Genomic DNA, 20,540 nt, shown 5'->3' on the forward strand with positions numbered 1-20,540 from the left:
ATCATAAAAATAACAACGTTGTTAATTTGGATTCAAAGGTGGTTTATATATGTTTGAATTACAAAATACCGTATCAGTCGTTATCGGGGGAAATGGCGTGTTAGGCAGTGCCATGTCAGCTGCGCTTGCAGAAGCAGGATCAAAAGTAGCGGTCATCGGCAGGGACATGGAGAAAGCTCGGATCGTTTGCGAGCAGATAGAACGAAATGGCGGAACGGCGATTGCATTGCAGGCGGATGCGACAAAGAAAGAGGAGCTGCAGTCGGTTTTGGATAAAGTGCTTGAATGGGGCGGTCGTGTGGATACGCTTGTTAATGCCTCGGGGACGAATAGCGCGACACCGTTTTTTGATCTCGAAATGGAGGAATGGGACCGAATTATGGATGTTAACCTCAAAAGCGTAGTGTTGGCCAGCCAAGTTTTTGGTAAAAGGATGATCGAGCAGGGGGATGGCGGCTCCATTATCAATATTTCTTCCGTATCCTCTTCGCCGCCCCTGTCCCGGGTATTTACTTACTCGGTATCAAAAGCGGGAGTAAATAGTGTAACCCAATATTTAGCCAGAGAATTTGCTCCTAGCAAGGTAAGGGTTAATGCCATCATTCCCGGCTTTTTCCCTGCAGAACAGAACAAAAAAATTTTATCGCCGGACAGAATTGAATCAATAATGAAGCACACGCCAATGAATCGATTCGGAGATCCAGAGGAACTTAAGGGAACCATTGTTTACTTGGCCTCAGCAAAAGGCTCATCATTTGTCACCGGAGCTATGATCCGGGTTGACGGAGGGTTTGGAGCGATGACAATATGAGTGATTTACTTCGAAGTTTAGTTGAAAATACGCCAATTCCGAAGCTGGTGAAAATTCGTCAGTCGTTTGATGACACCATACTTGAGGATCCCATTGGAGAATTGATTGAGCAGCTTCGTAGTGCCGATTCAATGACTGGGATTACTGCAGGGCAGAAGGTTGCCGTGGCTGTCGGAAGCCGAGGAATCTCACGAATCGCTGAGCTGACAAAGACAGTTATCGAAGAGCTAAAGAGAATAGGCGCTGAACCTTTTATTGTGCCCTGTATGGGAAGTCATGGAGGAGCGACAGCAGAAGGACAAACGGAGGTGCTTGCCCATCTTGGCATAGACGAGGAGCGAATGGGTTGTCCTGTCCGTTCATCGATGGAGGTCGTAGAGCTTGATCGATTGCCGAACGGCTTACCGATTTACTGTGACAAAATCGCTGCTACGGAGTCGGATGCCATCATCGTCATTAACCGCATAAAACCACATACAGCTTTTCGAGGAGCGATTGAAAGCGGCATGTTTAAAATGATCTCGATCGGACTAGGGAAGCAAAAAGGAGCGGAGGCTTGCCATCAGCTGGGCTTTAAGTATATGGCTGAGAATGTACCGGCAATGGCAAGGGTTATGATCGAGAAGCTTCCGATTCGGTTTGGGGTCGCTGTCGTGGAAAATGCGTATGACCAAATCTGCCGGATTGAGGTTCTCGGAACGGATACGATGGAAGAAAGAGAGAAAGAGCTGTTAATAGAAGCGAAGAGCAGACTCCCGCAAATCCTTTTCACTGACTTGGATGTTCTTGTAATTGATTACATTGGTAAAAACATCAGCGGAGACGGAGCGGATCCAAATATCACAGGCAGGTATCCAACGCCTTATGCGCACGGGGGACCTGAGGTGAACAAGATGGTCGTTCTCGACCTGACGCCAGAGTCCCAGGGGAATGCAAACGGGGTGGGCACAGCCGATTTCACGACAAGCAGACTAGTTAGCAAGACGGATTGGCCAGCTACTTATGCCAATGGACTAACCTCTACGGTTTGTGCGCCTACGAAACAAGCAACAACGCTTGAGAATGACCGCGATGCCATTAAGGCAGCGATCAAAACCTGCAACATTTTGGATTACTCACAGTGCAAGCTGGTTCGTATTAGGGATACTTTGCATCTTGGAACGATTGAAATTTCCGAATCACTGCTCGAGGAAGCAAAAAGAAGTTCGCGTATCGAGATTTTGGAAGGACCTTACGAGTGGAAGTTCGACGCGGAAGGATTTTTGCCAAAATGAGTGCACATGCGAAAATAGTCATAGCCATTGATATCGGAACGACGAGTACAAAGACGTTGGCCGTCGACCGGACAGGACAGATCCTTGGAAGCCACTCGATTGATTATCCGCTGCACACTCCGAGGCAAGGGTATGCGGAACAGGATCCCGATGTCATCTGCGAGGCTGTAATTGATAGTGTTGGTCATGTTATGAAGAAAGGCGGCTTTCAGGCTGGGGAAATACACTGTGTTTCCTTTAGCTCAGCCAACCACAGCTTGATACTGCTTGATGCGAACGGGCTTCCGCTCACTCCCAGCATCACCTGGGCAGATCTGCGCAGCGCGGCTCAGGCCGAACGATTGATGAATGACGGAACGGGATTATCGGTCTATTCACGGACGGGTACGCCGATCCACCCAATGTCGCCGCTCGTCAAGATGATCTGGATGAGAGAGGAACAGCCGGATCTATTTCATTCCGCGCATTTTTTCGTCGGAATAAAGGAATATATTTTGAATAAATTATTTGGAATTATGATGATGGACCATTCGATAGCTAGCGCTACAGGTTTATTTAATCTCGAAATGTTGACATGGGATAAGGATGCCTTAATTCTAGCAGGTATTCGTGAGAATCAACTGCCTCGGCTAGTTCCTTCTACGGAGCGAATCGACGGGCTCAATAGGGAAGCGGCAGAACGAATGGGTCTTGGAACGGACACGCCATTTATTGTCGGGGCACAGGACGGAGTATTAGCCAATCTTGGGATTGGCGCGGTGGAGGAAGGAGTACTGGCAGTAACGATTGGCACAAGCGGAGCTGTGCGGACAACCGTTAAACGGCCTACCTTCAATGCAGAAGGGAAATTGTTCTGCTACGCTTTGACGAAAGATCATTGGATTGTAGGCGGACCTTCCAATAACGGTGCTATCGTAGCCAGGTGGATATCGGATCGCCTATTCCCGGGGAAACCTATAGATGAGGTGCTTCCTTTAGCTGATGCTGTGCCTCCGGGATCAAACGGGCTGCTCTTTCTACCTCTCTTATCGGGAGAACGGGCTCCTTTCTGGGATGCCCAGGCCAAAGGTGTCATGTTCGGATTGACGCTTGCGCATACGGAATTGCATATGCTTCGCGCAGCAATGGAAGGCGTTCTATTTCAGATTACGGCAATCGTTTCTTTAATGAAGGAAGCTGGTGAAAAGCCTAAAGAGGTTAGAGCATCCGGTGGTTTTGCCCGTTCTACCTTATGGTGTCAAATGATGGCCGATATGCTGGGCGTGCCCGTAAGGATACCCGAATCAGTAGAAAGCTCAGGACTTGGAGCCGCTCAGCTCGGATTGTACGCTATGGACGGCTGCCGCGGCCCGCTGCTGAGGTGGAAGGAGCAAGAGGGCAGCCTCTATGAACCAGATTTGACCAATCATATGCTTTATCAAAGAATACTTCCGCTATATTTAAGTTTATATGATCGATTGAAAGAGCCAATGAGGGAAATATCGAAACTGCAGTAAACGTCGGTTGGATGAATTTAACGGAAGGCGGTGTCAATTACTATGCATGATAAATACAGCAAGCTGCAGGCGATTCTAATGGAAATGGAATCGGTTGTGGTGGCGTTCTCCGGAGGCGTTGACAGTACCTTTCTTCTGGATGCTGCAATAAAAACACTAGGAAGCGAGAGGGTCTTGGCAGTCACGGCCGATTCAGAAACCTATCCGACGGAAGAACTTGAAGAAGCGATCCGGCTGGCAAAAAGCATTGGCGCGACTCATCAGGTGATCGAAACGTCTGAATTAAGTATTCCAGGCTACAAAGAGAATAATGCAAACCGTTGTTATTTTTGCAAAAAGAGTCTTTTCGAGCATATAGAGCCATTCGTCAAGGACGGAGCTTACCGTCATATTGTCTACGGACTCATCGCAGATGACATGAATGAGCATAGGCCTGGGGTTCAAGCAGCGAAAGAACGAGGCGTACGAGGGCCGTTGCAGGAAGCGGGTCTTTATAAAGAAGAAATACGTGATTTATCCCGTGAGCACGGGCTACCCACTTGGGATAAGCCGTCATTCGCTTGTCTTTCCTCCCGGATTGCATATGGCGAGACGATTACGATCGAGAAGCTTGGACGTGTTGGAGAAGCTGAACGCTTTATTCGGTCACTTGGTTTTGGGCAAGTACGAGTCAGGAGTCACGGCGATATCGCCCGGATCGAAGTAGAACCAAGAGCAATGGAGCAGCTCATTAGCCACGCCTCCATTATTTCAGATCGATTGAAAGAGCTAGGATTTATCTACGTTGCTATGGATCTTTCCGGTTACCGCAGCGGCAGTATGAATAAAGTGCTTGAACTTGGAGGATCGGCGATATGAACGAGTTTGAAGATTTGGGCTTCTGCAAGCTGGATGTGGGACGCAACGAACGAACGGGACATCCGGAAGTCGTTTTTGGACAAGGAAAGACCGTGGATCAGGTAGAAACTATTTTCTCACGGCTCGTGGAGATTCATGATAGAGCGCTTGTCACACGAGCATCAGCTGAGATGGCGGAGCGAGTAATTGCAAGGTATCCTGAGGCGCGTTATGATAGCGGATCTCGTCTTATCTCGCTAGGTCAATCCGCGCGCAAACTCCCAGGGAAAGTGGCGGTGCTGACCGGAGGGACTTCGGATATACCGGTGGCAGAGGAAGCTGCAGGGACAGCGGAGTGGATGGGCTGTGAGGTCGATCGCATTTTCGACGTCGGAGTCGCAGGAATCGATCGGCTTCTGAGTCAAAAGGATCGAATCCGAGAAGCGTCTGTTGTGATTGGTGTAGCCGGTATGGAAGGCGCCTTAGTCAGCGTTGTCGGTGGACTCGTTCGCAGGCCGGTTATTGCAGTACCTACGTCTGTCGGTTATGGCGCTAATCTTCAAGGGATTACAACGCTTTTAGCCATGATGACATCCTGTGCAGCCGGCGTGACGGTAGTCAATATTGATAACGGCTTCGGGGCAGGGTTTCAAGCAGCAATGATCTTACAATTGGTAGCGGAGGGTACTTAAAATGAAAACGATCTATTTGGATTGTATTTCTGGCATCGCAGGAGATATGACACTTTCGGCACTTGTAGATCTAGGCGCAGATGCGGATTATATTGTAAGCCATTTATCGAAACTACCGATCGATCCCTTCACGATGGAATTCGTAAAGGTGGACCGGAGAGGCATAACTGCGAAATGGCTGAAGCTAAGCTTCGACACCGTCGAGCATAACGGTGGACACGACCATCACCATCACGAGCATTCGCATGATCACGCACATGACCATCATCATGAGCATTCGCACGCACACACACATGACCATCATCACGAGCATTCGCACGCACACACACATGACCATCATCACGAGCATTCGCATGCTCACGCACATGACCATCATCACGAGCATTCGCATGAACATAGAAAAGCATCTGACATCATGAGAATGATCGAGATTTCAAGTCTGCCGGATCGGGTGAAAGAGAGAAGTCTGTCCATCTTTCGCTTAATCGCTGAAGCGGAAGGCAAGATACATGGCATGGATCCAGCTGATGTCCACTTTCATGAAGTGGGAGCGATGGACTCCATTTTAGATGTCATTGGCGTTTGCCTTGCACTGGAGAACCTTGATGCCAGCAAAATTATAGTCTCTCCCGTACCAACAGGAACGGGCAAGCTGCGTATGGCCCACGGCTTATATCCGATACCTGCTCCTGCGACAGCAGAGTTGCTGCGCGGCGTACCATTATCTGAGTTCACAGCTAAAGGAGAATTGACAACGCCAACAGGTGCTGGGATCGTCAAAGCGCTTGCCTCAGGCTTTGGTCCATTACCCGCGGGAACGATTGATCGAATCGGATATGGTGCAGGTACTAAAAATTTTGATCATCCGAACGTGGTCAGAGCTGTTTTATATCAGCTGGAGCAAGAGAAAAGTTTCAACGAGACGGTTGTCGTACTCGAAGCGCAGGTGGATGATTCAACGGGAGAGACACTTGGTTTTGCCATGGAAAGGCTGTTCGAAGCGGGAGCTCTCGATGTATATCATACTCCGGTCTATATGAAAAAAAACCGTCCAGGCGTCCTTGTCACCGTTCTATGCCATCAGGCAAACAGCGCGCGTTGCGAGGAGACGATGCTTGCAGAAACATCTACTTTCGGAGTACGCCGCAGCGAATGGCAGCGTAGGGCGCTTGCTCGTCAGTGGATTCAGGTGGAAACCCCTTTCGGGTCCGTGAGAGTGAAGCAGGCTCTAGACGGAGAAAAAATAATACGCCAATCGCCAGAATATGAGGATGCGGCTCAAGCTGCAAGAACGTTCGGTATTCCTCTCGAAACCGTCTACAGTGAAGTCTATAAACAGTTAAACGAATAGGAGAAGGGATACTAGTGGAGTTGATAGGTTTGTTAGCATTGTCTATAATACTAGGTCTGCGCCATGGTATAGATTTGGACCATGTGGCAGCTTTAGCTGATATAACGGGAGGAAGCTTGGGGTCGAAGAAAGAGAGGATGAAGCTGTCTCTCTGGTATGCGGGCGGGCATGAAGCAGTCGTTTTCGTTCTCGGCTGTAGTATTCTTTTATTTGCCTGGACCGTGCCGATTTGGGCCGATTACTGGATGGGCAAGGCGGTAGGCATTACTTTGATCTTTATGGCAATCCTTATTTTGATTGGAAGAAGAAATGGGAACGGTGCCTATTGGAGCCGTGGTATCACTATATTTCAGAAGCTTAAGCGAAAAAACGGCGAGCCGTTTACTTTTACGCGCCGGAATGTATTTGCAGTCGGAGTCATCCATGGCATCGGTGCGGAAACGCCGACGCAGCTTCTTTTGTTCACCACGGTAGCCGGAGCAGCCGCAACGAACCACGGTATGCTTGCGGTAGCCGCATTTAGCATAGGGTTGCTTCTCTCTCACGCACTCATAGCGATTGTCAGCATATGGTTTCATGATCTTGCCAAAAAAGTTCGTCCGCTGCTTCCAATTACGATGTACGCCGCTTGTTTATTCAGTTTTGTTCTCGGGGTAAGTTATTTGATAGAGTAAGCGCGGTCTTTTTTAACAACGTTGTTATTGATAAGATCTCTGTCGTCCTTCTCTATATAAGCAATAGAAAAAATGAACCTCATTTGAATAAAGGGAGAGAAAGTACGTGAATAAACAACAGATTGGTGTAATTGGTCTTGCTGTCATGGGGAAAAATCTAGCATTAAACTTGGAGAGTCGTGGATTTGAAGTTGCTGTCTACAATCGATCATTTGAAAAAACAAAAGAGTTACTTGCAGAAGCTCACGGTCGAAAGCTACACGGCTATGAAGCTTTAGAGGACTTTGTCGCTTCGCTCGCACTGCCAAGGAAAATCCTGTTGATGGTTAAAGCCGGGAATGCAACGGACGATACGATTAAACAGCTCCTTACATTCCTGAGTAAAGGAGATATTATTATTGACGGCGGTAATTCGTACTTTGTAGATACACAGCGGAGAACGAATGAGCTGGAGGCGCTGGGCATTCATTTTATCGGTTCAGGTGTATCCGGCGGCGAGCAGGGCGCGTTGGAGGGACCCGCGATAATGCCGGGCGGAACCAAGGAGGCCTATGCTCATGTTGAGCCGTATTTGACTGCTATTTCTGCCAAAGTCGAGGGAGTGCCTTGCTGTACGCATATCGGTCCGGACGGAGCGGGCCATTATGTCAAAATGGTACACAATGGTATCGAATATGGAGACATGCAGCTGATTTGTGAATCTTATCATCTCCTTAAAGAAGTCATCGGCGCGGAACCGGAGGAGCTTCATCATATTTTCAAGAAATGGAATGAAGGGGAACTGAACAGCTACCTGATTGAGATTACGCAGGATATCTTCACCAAGATCGATCCGGATACGGGTAAAAGAGTGGTTGATATTATTAAGGATTCTGCCGGACAGAAGGGCACAGGAAAATGGACCTCGCAAAATGCCTTGGATCTGGGTGTTCCATTGCCAGTCATCACGGAGTCTGTTTTCATGCGTTACTTATCGTCTTTGGGAGAAGAGAGAAAGAGAGCCTCAGCTATGTTTGACAAGACTGTTGTAACAAAATATAGCGGAAATCGGGATGATTTCATAGAGCTAGTGCGGAAAGCGCTGTATGCAAGCAAAATATGCTCCTATGCGCAAGGCTTTGCTCAAATGAAAATGGCTTCCGATACTTATCAATGGGAATTAAATTGCGGGAGCATTGCCATGATATTCCGCGGAGGTTGTATTATCCGTGCGCAATTCCTTGAAAACATTAAGAATGCCTTTGATAACAATGCGAATCTTCCTAATCTGCTCGTAGACAGCTATTTTAAAAATATTGTGAATGATTATCAGCAAGCATGGCGGGAAGTGGTTGCAGCAGCAGCGCTGAATGGCATCCCTGTACCTGCATTCGCTTCGGCTTTATCCTACTTTGACGCGTACCGCACAGAGTATCTTCCGGCAAATCTGCTTCAAGCTCAGCGTGATTATTTCGGAGCCCATACATTTGAGCGTATTGATAAAGACGGCAGTTTTCACTATCAATGGAATAGCTAAGAAAAGGGGAAATGATAATGAGTACACAAATGGATATGAGTTTGTTTGATCTTCGACAGACGGTTGAGCGCTTGGCTCTCAGCACGCCCGTCACCGATATGCATACGCATTTATATGCACCTGAATTCGGTAGTTTGCTTTTGTGGGGTATTGATGAGTTGCTGACCTATCATTATTTGATTTCAGAGTCTTTCAGGTGGTCGGAGGAAGAGTACAACCACTTCTGGTCTATGTCTAAGCGTGAGCAAGCGGACTGGATATGGAAATTACTATTCCTTGATCATTCTCCAGTAAGCGAGGCGGCAACCGGCTTCATTACGATTCTCAAACGGCTGGGACTGGACGTATCCTCCCGTAACTTGGACGATTACCGTCAAGCACTCGAGAAACGCACCGTACATGAACAGGTCGATACGGTTATGCAAATCGCTGGGATTGAGAAAATCGTTATGACTAACGACCCGTTCGACCACGTAGAACGTCCTGTCTGGCAATCAGGCAAAGGTAAAACGGATCCCCGTTTTTATGCGGCGCTTCGAGTGGATGCACTGCTCAATGATTGGCCTCATGCCGTGAGCGAGCTTCAAAGTCTAGGTTTTGATGTGCAGGCGGAATGGACAGAACGGACCAAAGGGGAGACCCGGCGTTTTCTATCGGAATGGATCATTCGCATGGATGCGCTCTACCTTGCCGTGTCCATGCCGGGCGATTTCACATATCCTGCCGATGATCATCGAAGCAAAATGATAGATGAGGTTATGATTCCGGTATGCCAAGAGCAAAACATTCCGTTTGCACTGATGATTGGCGTTCGGAGAAAAGTAAATCCATCACTGGGATTGGCAGGCGATATGAGTATGCAGTCCGACGTGTCGGCAGTTGAAGCATTATGCCGTCGATACCCGGAGCAGAAGTTTCTTATTACGATGCTGGCAAGAGAAAACCAGCATGAACTGACGGTGCTTGCCCGCAAGTTCCGTAATCTGATGATTTTCGGCTGCTGGTGGTTTCTTCACATCGAGTCGATGGTCGAAGAAATGACGCGATTCCGCTTAGAGCTTCTTGGTACATCGATGATTCCGCAGCACTCTGACTGTCGCGTCTTTGAGCAGTTGATCTATAAATGGGAACATTCCAGAAGAATTATCGGGAACGTACTGGCGGACAAATACGAGAAGCTGCATCACAGCGGCTGGAATGTTACAGAAGAAGAAATACAGAGAGATTTGGATGATATGTTGAACCAGAATTTTTGGCGCTTTCTTGGCAAGTAGCATTAACAGGCAAGAACAATGAATTCATAACAAAACGGGCGCGGCCGAAGGCTGCGCCTTCCATTTTTCGCAAATTACACTCCTTCAAAGGTTTTTGAAAGCGCTTAAAAGGATTTGTGTAGTGCAAAACTAAATTCTTGCGAATACAATTGAAGATGAACGAATTCCAAAGGGTTTGAAAAAATATGTTGCAGCAGCGATTGTAATACTTTATTTTTTCAAAAAAGTAGGTGGTATAATTCCGTGTTTATTTATATTTTACAAATATTAATTTTTATTTCTATAGTTGTTTGTGTTTTTTTGTTTTTTTACTATAGGAATCCTAAAATGATAATTGAATGTAGAATTATAAACAAAAAGCTTGAAAGAACCTTTGGAATGGGGGGAAATATAGATAGTTATTCTGCTATTATAAACTACGGAAATTCTGTAATCGAACTTCATGTATTGAAGGTGTCACTCTATAATTCATTAGTTATAGGTGAAAAAGGATTAGCAACATTTAGAGGGAATTTTTTGATGAAATTTAAGAAACATGAAAGTAATTAGAACTTCTTTAGGAAAAACAGGAAGAGAAGATTTTTTAATAACCGTCCTCTCAGCAGAGAAGCTTGGCTGCAGGGAGGTTTTTTTGATCGAACTCTATGATAACGAAGCACTCAAGACCGTTATACTTGGGGGAGGGGCGGTTGTAAAAGACGAATGAGGTCACAGACTGCATGAAATGGCATTGTATAACATACTGACCGCCACTTATTTGACGGGAGGCATCTCATTTTTTTATGATAGGCTATATTGAAAGCAGAGGGTGAGAGGAGCAATTGGTGAGTATCTATGGAGAAAATTAGAATCTTAATTATTGAAGATGAAGTGGCAATCGCCGATTTGCTCGCTTATGGATTAAGCAATGAGGGCTTTCAGACGCTGACGGCTTATACGGGAGAAGACGGTTTAAGAGAGGTCGAGCGATTCAAGCCGGATTTGCTTCTGCTGGATTGGATGCTGCCTGATCAAAGTGGCTTAGACATATGCAAAAAAGTAACAGCTACTCACAATATACCGATTCTCATGCTTACAGCTAAATCCGACATTAAAGATAAAATATTAGGTCTGGAGTTTGGGGCGGATGATTATATTACGAAGCCATTTGATCTTCGGGAGGTCATTGCTAGAATACGGACAATCCTTAGAAGGTTTATGCAAGCCAATCGTCAAGCAGGCGAGATCGCAAATGACATCATTCGTTTCAAAGACATAGAAGTGGTGAAGAACGAGAGGCAAGTAAAGAAAAACAATCAGATTATTGATTTAACGCCAAAAGAATTTGATCTTTTGATGACGCTGTACACCTACAGAGGTAAAATTTTCACCCGTGAGGAGTTGCTGGAATTTGTGTGGGGGTATGACTATTTTGGCGATACGAGAACCGTTGATACGCATATTCAGCGCCTGCGAAAAAAATTAGATGTGAATGATTTGATTACGACCGTGTTCAGCATCGGCTATAAATTTGAGAAACAGGCAGTCTCGTAGCATGATAAGAACCATTAGAGCCAAATTTATCATTGGTTTTTTCCTTATTTTTTGTATTTCTTTTCTGCTGCTTAATCAGCTGGTCTCGCAGAGTATTGAAACTAGCAACAAGAAGATCATCACGGAGGATTTGATCGGACTTAAGAAAAACAGCAGCGTTTACGTACGCCAAGCTTTCTTGATAAACCATTTTTCGAATGATCAGCTCTATTTTGGGCAAATGGCTGAAGAAATGGTACTGGACCTCAGCCACTCCACAAGCAGCGGTGTAAGCGCGTATTCCGTCAACGGCGAGATGCTGTATGCTTCCGATAAGCGTCCCTTTTCGGGAACAGATGACGATTTGAAGCAGGCACTGCTCGGAAAAACGGCGTATACCATTTCGTATGAAGCGGGTAAAGGATCTGTACTCTATTCCTATCCGGTCGTCATTGATGGAACGAATGTAGGTATCTTGCGATTTGCAAAAGATTTCTCTTTGCTTTATGAACAAAGCGATCATACGCTTGCTATCATCTTTTATATCGCGATGGCGATCTTTGCTGTAGCCTTCCTATTTTCTTATCTCCTCTCCAGACATATCACCATTCCATTAATTCAGTTGACGAAGGCTTCTACAGAGGTGATGAACGGAAATTTGGATATAAGGATCCCCTTTCAAAGAAGGGATGAGATCGGCAAGCTTGCAGACAATTTCAAGAGCATGATTGAGAAAATTAAAGCCCAAATTACGAGAATCGAGAAGGATAGAGATCGTCTTGAGGAAGTAAATATAGAGCGAAAGCAATTTTTCGACAACGTCACGCATGAGCTGAAAACGCCGCTTACGACCATTCTTGGCTATGCGGAGATGATACGCGAGCTAGGTGAGAGAGACAAAACGCTATTCATTAAAGGGATGGATCATATCGTAGATGAAAGCAAGCGTCTGCATGGTATGGTTTTGGATTTGCTTGAGATGTCGAGGCGAGTCTTAAATAAAGATTCTTTTGAGCTTGTTGATGCAGGACAAATCGTAGGGGATGTTTGCGAAACGATGCAGGTAAAGGCAAAACGCTACAGTAAAATCATTCACTGCACAGCAGAGGATGGACTATTTGTCTATGGAGACGGAGATAAGCTTAGGCAGCTGTTTATCAACCTCATCGATAATGCCATTAAGTATAGTTTTGCCCATTCCGAAATCATTGTAAATGCGAAGCGAGAAGGTCAGCTTGTTCAGTTTATTTTCAACAACAAGGGCGAGACGATCACCCCATCGTATTTATCTCATATTTTCGAGCCATTCAATCGGGCTGATACGAAACAGCAAGAGGCAGGCAGCATCGGTCTAGGTTTGGCTATTAGCAAAGAAATCGTTGATGAGCATGGCGGAAGCATCCGATTGGACAGCGAGCATCAGCAAACGACTGTATATATCGCTATGCCTTCTATGCAGGAAAGGAGGGAGCTTCGATGAGCAAACGTCTTGCTGTGATGTTCTTAGGGCTTGTCCTCTTAATCGCGATCTTGCCTGGCTGCTTGAGAACGCCTCACACCGAAACGATCATTATTCCTGATTCAGAGGAGGAAATCATATCTAATTCGCGAAATGAAGCGATCGAGGTCAAAACGATTTATCGATTGCCGCTACAGGAAGAAGATACTCGTAATTGGTTGGGCTGGCTGGACACCGATGCGATACTCGGTGTTTACGGAGTAACAGACGGCCGCACCAAAGGCATTGAACGAGCTAATTATCCTTATGATACGGTGATGAAGCTGTGGGATTTTGATGAGAATGTTGTTATCGACAACATATCGCCAGATGGTCGATATGTTGCTGCTATTGAGTTTGGAGACAAGCAGCATGCAATTTCACTGTTTTCAATATCCGATCAAAAGCAGATTAAGATCGAGCAGCTTACGGATACAGGGCTAAAGTCTAGACGAATCATGTGGTCCAACAACAGCCGTTACCTTACGTATGTCGTCCAAAGTCCTCAAAATTCACAAGTTATGATAAGCGTGTACGATATCAAAGAGATGAGCTTGAATCAGTTTTCTCTTGAAGACTGGCAGAAAACCGACATTATATTAAGCGCAAAAGCATCGGACGACGGACTTGGCGTTGTCATTGTTAAAGCTAGCGACGGGCAATCTCAAGTAGTGTTAGGCTCGCTTCAAGGAAACGAATTTAGCGGTCAATACGAGCATTTTTTAAGTGATGATATCGGCTCAGTCGATTGGTTAACTAACGATCAAATTACTTTTGTTGCCCCTGAAGGATCTTTAGTTACTTATGATCGGCGAAATGGAGCAGCCTCGAATTTGCTGGAGAAAGTCGGGAGCTACCAGATCTCGCACGACCGAAAGTATATTGCATATTCGCAGGGTGATTCCGTTTATGCGGGCAAGCTTCAAGGCAATAACATTTTAAATAAGAAATCTATTTATCAAGGACTAGTACCTGCACAGATGGATTGGAGTCCAGACAACAGCAAGCTGCTGATTGATGGCTGGAAGCCTTACGAACTGACAAATCCACGCCCGGCAGCACCGCGTGTTCTCAACTCTCAGCCGTTTGTTATAGCATTCAAATAACTTACCCTGATCTCTTGATACAGAATTTTGAACCGAAAACCAGCGCCTTAAAGAAGGTGCTGGTTTTCGGTTTTTTACGCTTACATAGGATATTCGGAGACATTTTGTACACAACTTGATGAAGTTACGTTCACATCTTTGTTTTACATTTATTGAGCTGGATACGAATAACAGCAAATGAGGAAAGGTGAGTGAATATGAAAATTAAAGGTTTATGGATAGTATACTGTCTGATTATGATTTCTCTTTCTTCTTGCAGCAGTTCAGTGACAAGCAACACACCACAACAGCAAACGTCAACAAATGGAGGTGAGACAATCGACCAAGAGAAGGATGATCAAGAAGCTTCAATTGAGAAGGGTGAAAAGAAAAAAATCGTATTCAGAACTTTTTTTTCGGATGAGAGTTTTGTGGAAGCGAAGAAAAAATATGAAGCGAAGCATCCGAATATCGAGATCAAGCTTGAGTATGTAGAGAGCGATGATCAGCATCTCGAGGCTAACTTAAAGCAGTTCATTACAACTACGAATACGGCGATGCTAGCTGGAAAAGGTCCCGATTTAATTGAAATGGATCAGCTGCCAGTGGACAAGTACGTGAATAAGGGGCTCCTTGTTGATTGGAATACGATGATGGAGCAGGATTCATCTTTCCGCAAGGATGATTATTTTATCAATATATTGGATCACGCAACGGTAGGCGAAGGACTTTACGGGATGCCGCTTTCGTTCTTCTTATATGGATTGCTTGGGGACACGGCTGCCATTGAGAAAGCTGGTGTAAAGGTGGATGACAGCAAATGGACATGGAATGAATTTACGGAGACCTCTAAGAAATTAGCGGAAAACGGTACATATAAATATGCTTTCAACGCACAGCCGGAGTTTTTGTTGGACCAAATGGTAACCGATAATTACTCTTTGTTCGTAGATGAGGAGAACCGGAGGGCTAAATTCGAGACGAAGGCTTTTACCGAGCTGATGCAGCAGGTGAAGAAGATGTATGACGATAAAATCATATCCAGTGAAAGGTGGGAAAATTCGTATTTTGAGCAAAGCCAAATCAATTCAGCTTGGGATTACTTAGTTACGCTTAGGGAATTTGCCGAGCATGCAAAGCTATACGCGAAACCGAACGCTCAATCTGATGAGCCGGGCGGATATTTTAGAACCTATAAGACGATAGGACTTAATTCAAAGTCGACTGTCAAAGCAGAAGCATGGGATTTTGTTAAATTTCTTACATCAGAAGAAATCAAGCATGCTCCTGAGTCTGCAGGCATTCCGATCCGTAAAAGCATATTTGAAAAGCAGGTGAAGCTTCTTAAGGAGAAGGGAGAGGTTCAAGCTTACAAAGAAGGTCCGCTTCAGGGCATGACGTTTAAAGTTGATCATGAGATCCTTCAGCAGCTTGAAGCTTACGTAACAGGTGCAGTCCATGAAGTGGCGTTTAAGTCAACTAAACTTAACGAAATCATTACGAAAGAATCAGAGGCGTTCTTTAGCGGCCAGAAATCAGCGGATGAAGTCGCGAAGCTCATTCAAAATAAAGTCACGACCTATCTTAATGAATAGATTTCGTTATTCTTTCCTGCTGCGAAAGGAATGGTTTGCAGCATTACTGTTTTTGCTGCCCAGCTTGATCGGTTTTATGGTTTTTTATTTGCTTCCTTTTGGCATGGGGGTATTCTACTCGTTTACAGATCGGACCATTGGGGGAACTTTCGTTGGCTTCGACAATTATAAAGAGCTGCTGAGCAGCGGCTCTTTCCAGAATGCAGCATCGAATACTCTTCTTTTCACGGGGGTTAGCGTACCACTTCTCATAGTGGTGTCCCTAGGCCTAGCCTTATTGCTGAATCAGCGACTTTTTTTTCGCAATTGGCTTCAAACAGCCTTTGTGCTGCCCTTGGTCGTCCCCATTGCCTCTATTGTCATGGTATGGCAAATTTTTATGGACTGGAATGGCAGCTTGAACGCTTGGCTGAATAGTTTAGGTTTGGGAAGAATAGATTGGCTGCAGTCGGATTGGTCGATGGTCATAGTAATCATGATGTATATATGGAAAAATGTCGGCTACGATATGATTCTGTTTTTGGCAGGGTTGCAATCGATTCCGCAATCATATTATGAAACGGCCAGAATCGAAGGGGCGAACAGAGCACAGCAGCTGTTTCACATCACACTAGTGTATGTAACGCCAACGATGTTTTTTATTATTCTCATTTCAATCGTCAATTCGTTTAAAGTATTCAGGGAGACCTACCTGCTTGCCGGGGAATATCCTTATGATCGCATATATATGATGCAGCACTATATGAACAATATGTTTTTCTCATTAGATATTCAGAAGCTGACAACTGCCGCATCCCTTATGGTCGGTTGCATCGTTATTTTGGTAACCGTCCTGCTTGCTGTAGAGCGTCGGTTCCGAGCATTTATGGAATGAATCGTTTTGGAGGAAAGTATGGAGAAATCAAGGTGGGTTTTAAGGATGGCTATGACAATTGTATTAGCCATTATAGCAGCCGTTACTGTATTACCAATTGTCCTTACGTTTACGAACTCATTAATGACAGAGCGCGAGATCGGCATGAATTATGATTTAATTGGTAAAATGACGAACGCGGCTGCGGGGGAGAAGGATGCTTTCGTTAACCTAAAGCTGCTTCCCGATTGGTTTTCATTGGAACAATATGCACAGGTTCTGTACAAAAAGCCAATGTTTCTGAAGCTGTTTTGGAATTCTGTAGGAATGGTGGTACCGATCATAGCAGGACAGACGCTGATTGCTGCCCTCGCGGCGTATGCTTTCGCCAAATTGCGCTTCCGAGGCCGTGACAAGCTGTTTCTTATTTATTTGATGACGATGCTCATGCCATTTCAAGTAACGCTTGTTCCTAACTATATGATCGTGGAGAAGCTTGGTCTTATGAACACGGGGTCTGCCATTATTTTACCCGGCATCTTCAGTGCATTCGGGGTGTTCATGCTGCGTCAATTTATGGCGCATATTCCATACTCTTATATGGAAGCAGCCAAAATTGACGGTGCGGGACATATAGTTATTTTTACAAAAATAATCATCCCGCTCGTTAAGCCAGGTCTAGCATCATTGATGATACTGTTGTTCGTTGATTATTGGAATATGGTTGAGCAGCCGCTTATTTTCCTGCAGGATACATTCAAGCAGCCGCTGTCGCTTTATTTGGCTCACATTAATCAAGAGGCGCGCGGTGTTGGTTTTGCAGCTTCCGTGTTATATATGATGCCTTTGGTGCTGCTGTTTTTGTATGCGGAATCTTATTTTGTCGCGGGAATCCAGCAATCGGGGATTAAGGGGTAGGAGTGATTGACTTGGAAGTGAATACAATGGAACAAATCAATAGCATTCGCAAACGGAGGCTCCGATTAATTGGAGGTTTGTTTATAGGGATTCTTCTTATATTTACGCTGCTTGGGAACACGCTGCTTGCGTTGACACTGCCTAAAGTGATTACCGATGAGGCGTCAAAAGGGGAGCTTTCTTATTCCTATAAAGGCAGTGCGGTATTGAAGCCCGTGCAAGAGGTTGATTTAATAAGCCCCATGGGCTGGAAGGTATCGAAGGTGCTCGTGCAAGTAGGGCAAAAAGTGCAAAAAGGGCAGCCGCTTATTACATATGATAGTATCGATGCTATACAGCAAATTGAAGATGAGCAGGCTGCACTTAAAAAGCTGGAGCTGTCGATGAGCCTATTAGAAAATGATTATATCGAAGCGGCACACAATGAAGACCATACCGCGCTGCTTCATGCTCAAACCGCCGTAAAAATCGCCAAAATCGATTTGGACATGCAAAAGGACCGTATTCAAGCATTCGAAAAAAAGCTGTTGTTGAATCAGGAACTATTCGCTCCGTTCGATGGTATCATTAAGGATATAAAAGCAACAGAGGGTCTGGCTGGAACGGCTGGGGGAGCGGATATCCGAATTGCAAACAGCAGCAAAGGATTCCAATATGAACTGAAAATGGCTGCAAGCCTCACAGCTGAGCTAATGGTAGGCGAAACGATGGAAGCACTGCTGTTAGGGAAGAAAGACCGATTGATCCAAGGAGAAATATCAAAAATAGAGGATATAGATGAAGAAAGCAGCCAGTCCGAGCAAGGAGCAGCTGGATCAGGCGAGTCTGCAGCGCGAGTTCTTGTAACCGTCCAAGACAAAACGATTCAAGGGGGCGAGAGCTTGCAGGTCAATATGACCAAAAAAGGGAGCTCAGATACGCTGCTCATTTCAAGCAGTGCTATTCGCAAAGACAGTACGGGAACCTATGTCTTTACCGTTGAAATTAGACAAGGAGCGCTCGGTAATGCGTATTACGCGGTTCGGAGACCAATTACAATCTTGAATGCCAATGAGCATATAAGCGCCTTGAGCGAGGGCTTGTTCGAAAAGGAACAGGTTATAACGGAAAGCAGCATTCCGATTAAGGACGGAGACCGCATTCGGCTGTAGCAGCATCGAAAGGCTGTATAGTGAGGCAATAGTCAATGAACATCATTATTGATTTTACTAGTCGAGAGTCAATTTATTGGTATTACCTATAAATCATATTCTAACTATATATTAGACCAATAGAACGCCTTTGCCATATTATGATAGGTATACAAACGCCATTGAGGGGGAAACGACTGATGTCTATTTACGATTTTCAGATGAACACAATTAACAATAAGCTCATTGATATGTCAAATTTTCGTGGGAAAGTCCTCCTGATTGTCAATATTGCCAGTAGGTGTGGTTATTCTCGCCAATTTGCGGGTCTTCAGAAGCTTTACGAAAGTCACCATGAGCATGGGTTTGAAGTACTCGGTTTTCCTTGTAACCAATTCAATGAGAGAGAGCCAGGGAGCAACTCAGAAATACGGGAATATTGTGAGATTAACTTCGGATTGACTTTTCCTGTTATTGAGAAAGTGGACGTTAGGGGTCAGACTGCTCATCCATTATTTCAATTTTTAACGAAGCAAGCACCATTTCAAGGTTTCGATACCGAGACTCCCGAAGGTCAATGGATGAAAAATTTTCTGCAAGAAAAGTATCCAGAAAATTACGCTGGTGACGGGATCAAGTGGAATTTCACAAAATTTTTGATTGATCGAAACGGTAATGTTCAAGCAAGATACGAAACTACGAAGGAACCAGTTGATATAGAGTCAGAAATAGAATCACTGCTTTTAAAGTAAATGACTTTAAGAAACATAGTTTAATCTAGTGGTATGATTGAATAGGACAATAATTTACATTTTGTGAGGTAATTTAATGATGAATTTTCTATACCATTATTTTGATAAATCAACAGGTCCTTTTCAAAATTTATCAGATTTGGAACCAGCGGAAGCAGAGCGAATACTTAACGATATTCGAGTCCAGAACATAGGATTCGCAAGCAAAAGATCCACTGACTATCTAACAATTCGACGAAGTCTTGAAGCAAAGGCAAGAGAACGGTTTATAATAAAGGGCGGAAAGCCTATTCGAAACTATCCACATTATATGACTGTTGGAGAATGTCCGTGGCTTTTGGAGTGGTTTGATAAAGGTAAGGAACTTTACATACCCATTAAAGAATTCGATCCTAATTCCATCAGCTTTACTTATGGAGATTTGTTCCCAACGATGAGATACCAGGATGGAAAGAAATATCGAGGTCAAATTTATACATTAAATGAGATTAAAGAAGTTATAAAAGAATTCGGATTACCTCAGGAGTGGAATCCCCTAGGGAATTATGGACCAGAGAGGTACATAGAAGTACAAGTTTGGGATGATAGGCCTTTGACCGGATGGTTGTTAAGCTAAGGGGCAGTAGAGAGTGCAAATTTTCCTGTTCTCAACAGTCATTACTGATTATTTAGAAGTGTTGGAAGGGAAATGGGGATTTTTGTGGAATATATCTCCTATAATCCATTTTTAAATGGGATGATAGGCAGCTTGTTTAATATAGGAAAAGAGATTGAGAATATTTATAGAGCAGACTCCATATTATAGAAGAGCAATGATATATTCTACTAATTGCTGAGTTCAACTTGTTATTGGATGGTGCTGAGATATGAAAATAAGGTATTTATTAATACTGGTACTAATGACTTTTACTGTTCTTTCATTAACAGGGTGTGTACCTGGAGATGGAGCAAATAATGATCAACATCCTGCAGGTTTTTTCTGGGGGATATGGCATGGCTGGGTTGCTCCTGTTTCACTCATAATTGGTATTTTCAAACACGATATTAGAGTATATGAAATATATAACTCTGGCTGGTGGTACGATTTGGGTTTTTACATTGCTGTTATTAGCGGCTTTGGGGGGATATCACTCTCTCGACGAAAAAAAGTAAAACAAGAAGAGTAGCTGTTTGTATAATTAGCTCGTTAAACTAATGGGACACCATAGTTGAATAACACAAATGGATGAGCAGGCGCTGCGGTCGCCTGCTCATTTTATTAAGCTAACGGGT

Annotated in this window: 20 protein-coding genes; all 20 read left to right on the forward strand. The window is 44.6% G+C overall.

Going from position 1 to position 20,540, the window contains the following annotated elements; genetic code table 11:
- The first annotated feature begins 49 nt into the window (after positions 1 to 49).
- The 20 genes from AC0YOD_RS08945 (at position 50) to AC0YOD_RS09040 (ending at position 20,434) form a co-directional block, all read left to right on the forward strand.
- Entirely contained in the window at positions 50 to 811 is a 762-nt protein-coding gene (locus AC0YOD_RS08945) for an SDR family oxidoreductase (RefSeq protein WP_475798920.1), read from the forward strand.
- Entirely contained in the window at positions 808 to 2,085 is a 1,278-nt protein-coding gene (locus AC0YOD_RS08950; RefSeq protein ID WP_475798921.1) for a nickel pincer cofactor-dependent isomerase, group 22, read from the forward strand. The genes AC0YOD_RS08945 and AC0YOD_RS08950 overlap by 4 nt, the downstream gene beginning before the upstream one ends.
- Positions 2,049 to 3,581 (forward strand): gluconokinase, encoded by a 1,533-nt coding sequence (locus tag AC0YOD_RS08955; RefSeq protein WP_475798922.1) that lies wholly within the window; start codon positions 2,049 to 2,051, stop codon positions 3,579 to 3,581. Before AC0YOD_RS08950 ends, AC0YOD_RS08955 begins: the two co-directional genes overlap by 37 nt.
- A 42-nt stretch (positions 3,582 to 3,623) precedes the next feature.
- Complete coding sequence (gene larE / locus AC0YOD_RS08960; RefSeq protein WP_475798923.1) at positions 3,624 to 4,439, forward strand: ATP-dependent sacrificial sulfur transferase LarE; 816 nt, start codon at positions 3,624 to 3,626, stop codon at positions 4,437 to 4,439.
- A complete protein-coding gene (gene larB, locus AC0YOD_RS08965) occupies positions 4,436 to 5,110 on the forward strand; it encodes a nickel pincer cofactor biosynthesis protein LarB (protein WP_475798924.1) in 675 nt (224 codons plus the stop codon). Before larE ends, larB begins: the two co-directional genes overlap by 4 nt.
- Position 5,111: 1 nt before the next feature.
- Positions 5,112 to 6,461: a nickel pincer cofactor biosynthesis protein LarC gene (larC, locus tag AC0YOD_RS08970; protein WP_475798925.1), complete on the forward strand. Its 1,350-nt coding sequence runs from the start codon at positions 5,112 to 5,114 to the stop codon at positions 6,459 to 6,461.
- A 38-nt stretch (positions 6,462 to 6,499) separates the two neighbouring features.
- Positions 6,500 to 7,135, forward strand: a complete 636-nt coding sequence (locus AC0YOD_RS08975; RefSeq protein WP_475798926.1) for a HoxN/HupN/NixA family nickel/cobalt transporter — start codon at positions 6,500 to 6,502, stop codon at positions 7,133 to 7,135.
- A 106-nt stretch (positions 7,136 to 7,241) separates the two neighbouring features.
- Positions 7,242 to 8,651 (forward strand): NADP-dependent phosphogluconate dehydrogenase, encoded by a 1,410-nt coding sequence (gene gndA, locus AC0YOD_RS08980; RefSeq protein WP_475798927.1) that lies wholly within the window; start codon positions 7,242 to 7,244, stop codon positions 8,649 to 8,651.
- A gap of 11 nt (positions 8,652 to 8,662) precedes the next feature.
- Positions 8,663 to 9,925 carry a glucuronate isomerase gene (locus AC0YOD_RS08985; RefSeq protein WP_475798928.1) on the forward strand — a complete coding sequence of 421 codons (1,263 nt, stop codon included), beginning with the start codon at positions 8,663 to 8,665 and terminating at the stop codon, positions 9,923 to 9,925.
- Between the two features lie 535 nt (positions 9,926 to 10,460).
- Entirely contained in the window at positions 10,461 to 10,631 is a 171-nt protein-coding gene (locus AC0YOD_RS08990; RefSeq protein WP_475798929.1) for a hypothetical protein, read from the forward strand.
- A gap of 128 nt (positions 10,632 to 10,759) precedes the next feature.
- On the forward strand, positions 10,760 to 11,458 hold the full coding sequence (locus tag AC0YOD_RS08995; RefSeq protein ID WP_475798930.1) for a response regulator transcription factor: 699 nt from the start codon (positions 10,760 to 10,762) through the stop codon (positions 11,456 to 11,458).
- A gap of 1 nt (position 11,459) precedes the next feature.
- On the forward strand, positions 11,460 to 12,917 hold the full coding sequence (locus tag AC0YOD_RS09000) for a sensor histidine kinase (RefSeq protein ID WP_475798931.1): 1,458 nt from the start codon (positions 11,460 to 11,462) through the stop codon (positions 12,915 to 12,917).
- Positions 12,914 to 14,041, forward strand: coding sequence for a hypothetical protein (locus tag AC0YOD_RS09005; RefSeq protein WP_475798932.1), 1,128 nt, complete (start codon positions 12,914 to 12,916; stop codon positions 14,039 to 14,041). Before AC0YOD_RS09000 ends, AC0YOD_RS09005 begins: the two co-directional genes overlap by 4 nt.
- A 197-nt stretch (positions 14,042 to 14,238) precedes the next feature.
- Positions 14,239 to 15,615, forward strand: coding sequence for an ABC transporter substrate-binding protein (locus AC0YOD_RS09010; RefSeq protein ID WP_475799330.1), 1,377 nt, complete (start codon positions 14,239 to 14,241; stop codon positions 15,613 to 15,615).
- Positions 15,608 to 16,489, forward strand: a complete 882-nt coding sequence (locus AC0YOD_RS09015) for a carbohydrate ABC transporter permease (protein WP_475798933.1) — start codon at positions 15,608 to 15,610, stop codon at positions 16,487 to 16,489. Before AC0YOD_RS09010 ends, AC0YOD_RS09015 begins: the two co-directional genes overlap by 8 nt.
- 45 nt (positions 16,490 to 16,534) lie before the next feature.
- The gene (locus tag AC0YOD_RS09020) at positions 16,535 to 17,386 is read left to right on the forward strand and encodes a carbohydrate ABC transporter permease (RefSeq protein ID WP_475798934.1); all 852 of its coding nucleotides are present in this window, start codon (positions 16,535 to 16,537) and stop codon (positions 17,384 to 17,386) included.
- A gap of 17 nt (positions 17,387 to 17,403) precedes the next feature.
- Complete coding sequence (locus AC0YOD_RS09025; RefSeq protein WP_475799331.1) at positions 17,404 to 18,537, forward strand: efflux RND transporter periplasmic adaptor subunit; 1,134 nt, start codon at positions 17,404 to 17,406, stop codon at positions 18,535 to 18,537.
- A 179-nt stretch (positions 18,538 to 18,716) separates the two neighbouring features.
- The gene (locus AC0YOD_RS09030) at positions 18,717 to 19,268 is read left to right on the forward strand and encodes a glutathione peroxidase (RefSeq protein WP_475798935.1); all 552 of its coding nucleotides are present in this window, start codon (positions 18,717 to 18,719) and stop codon (positions 19,266 to 19,268) included.
- A gap of 76 nt (positions 19,269 to 19,344) precedes the next feature.
- Positions 19,345 to 19,884, forward strand: a complete 540-nt coding sequence (locus AC0YOD_RS09035; RefSeq protein WP_475798936.1) for a hypothetical protein — start codon at positions 19,345 to 19,347, stop codon at positions 19,882 to 19,884.
- A 283-nt stretch (positions 19,885 to 20,167) separates the two neighbouring features.
- On the forward strand, positions 20,168 to 20,434 hold the full coding sequence (locus tag AC0YOD_RS09040; RefSeq protein WP_475798937.1) for a hypothetical protein: 267 nt from the start codon (positions 20,168 to 20,170) through the stop codon (positions 20,432 to 20,434).
- The last annotated feature ends 106 nt before the right edge of the window (positions 20,435 to 20,540 follow it).

Source organism: Paenibacillus sp. J31P13, assembly GCF_056269295.1.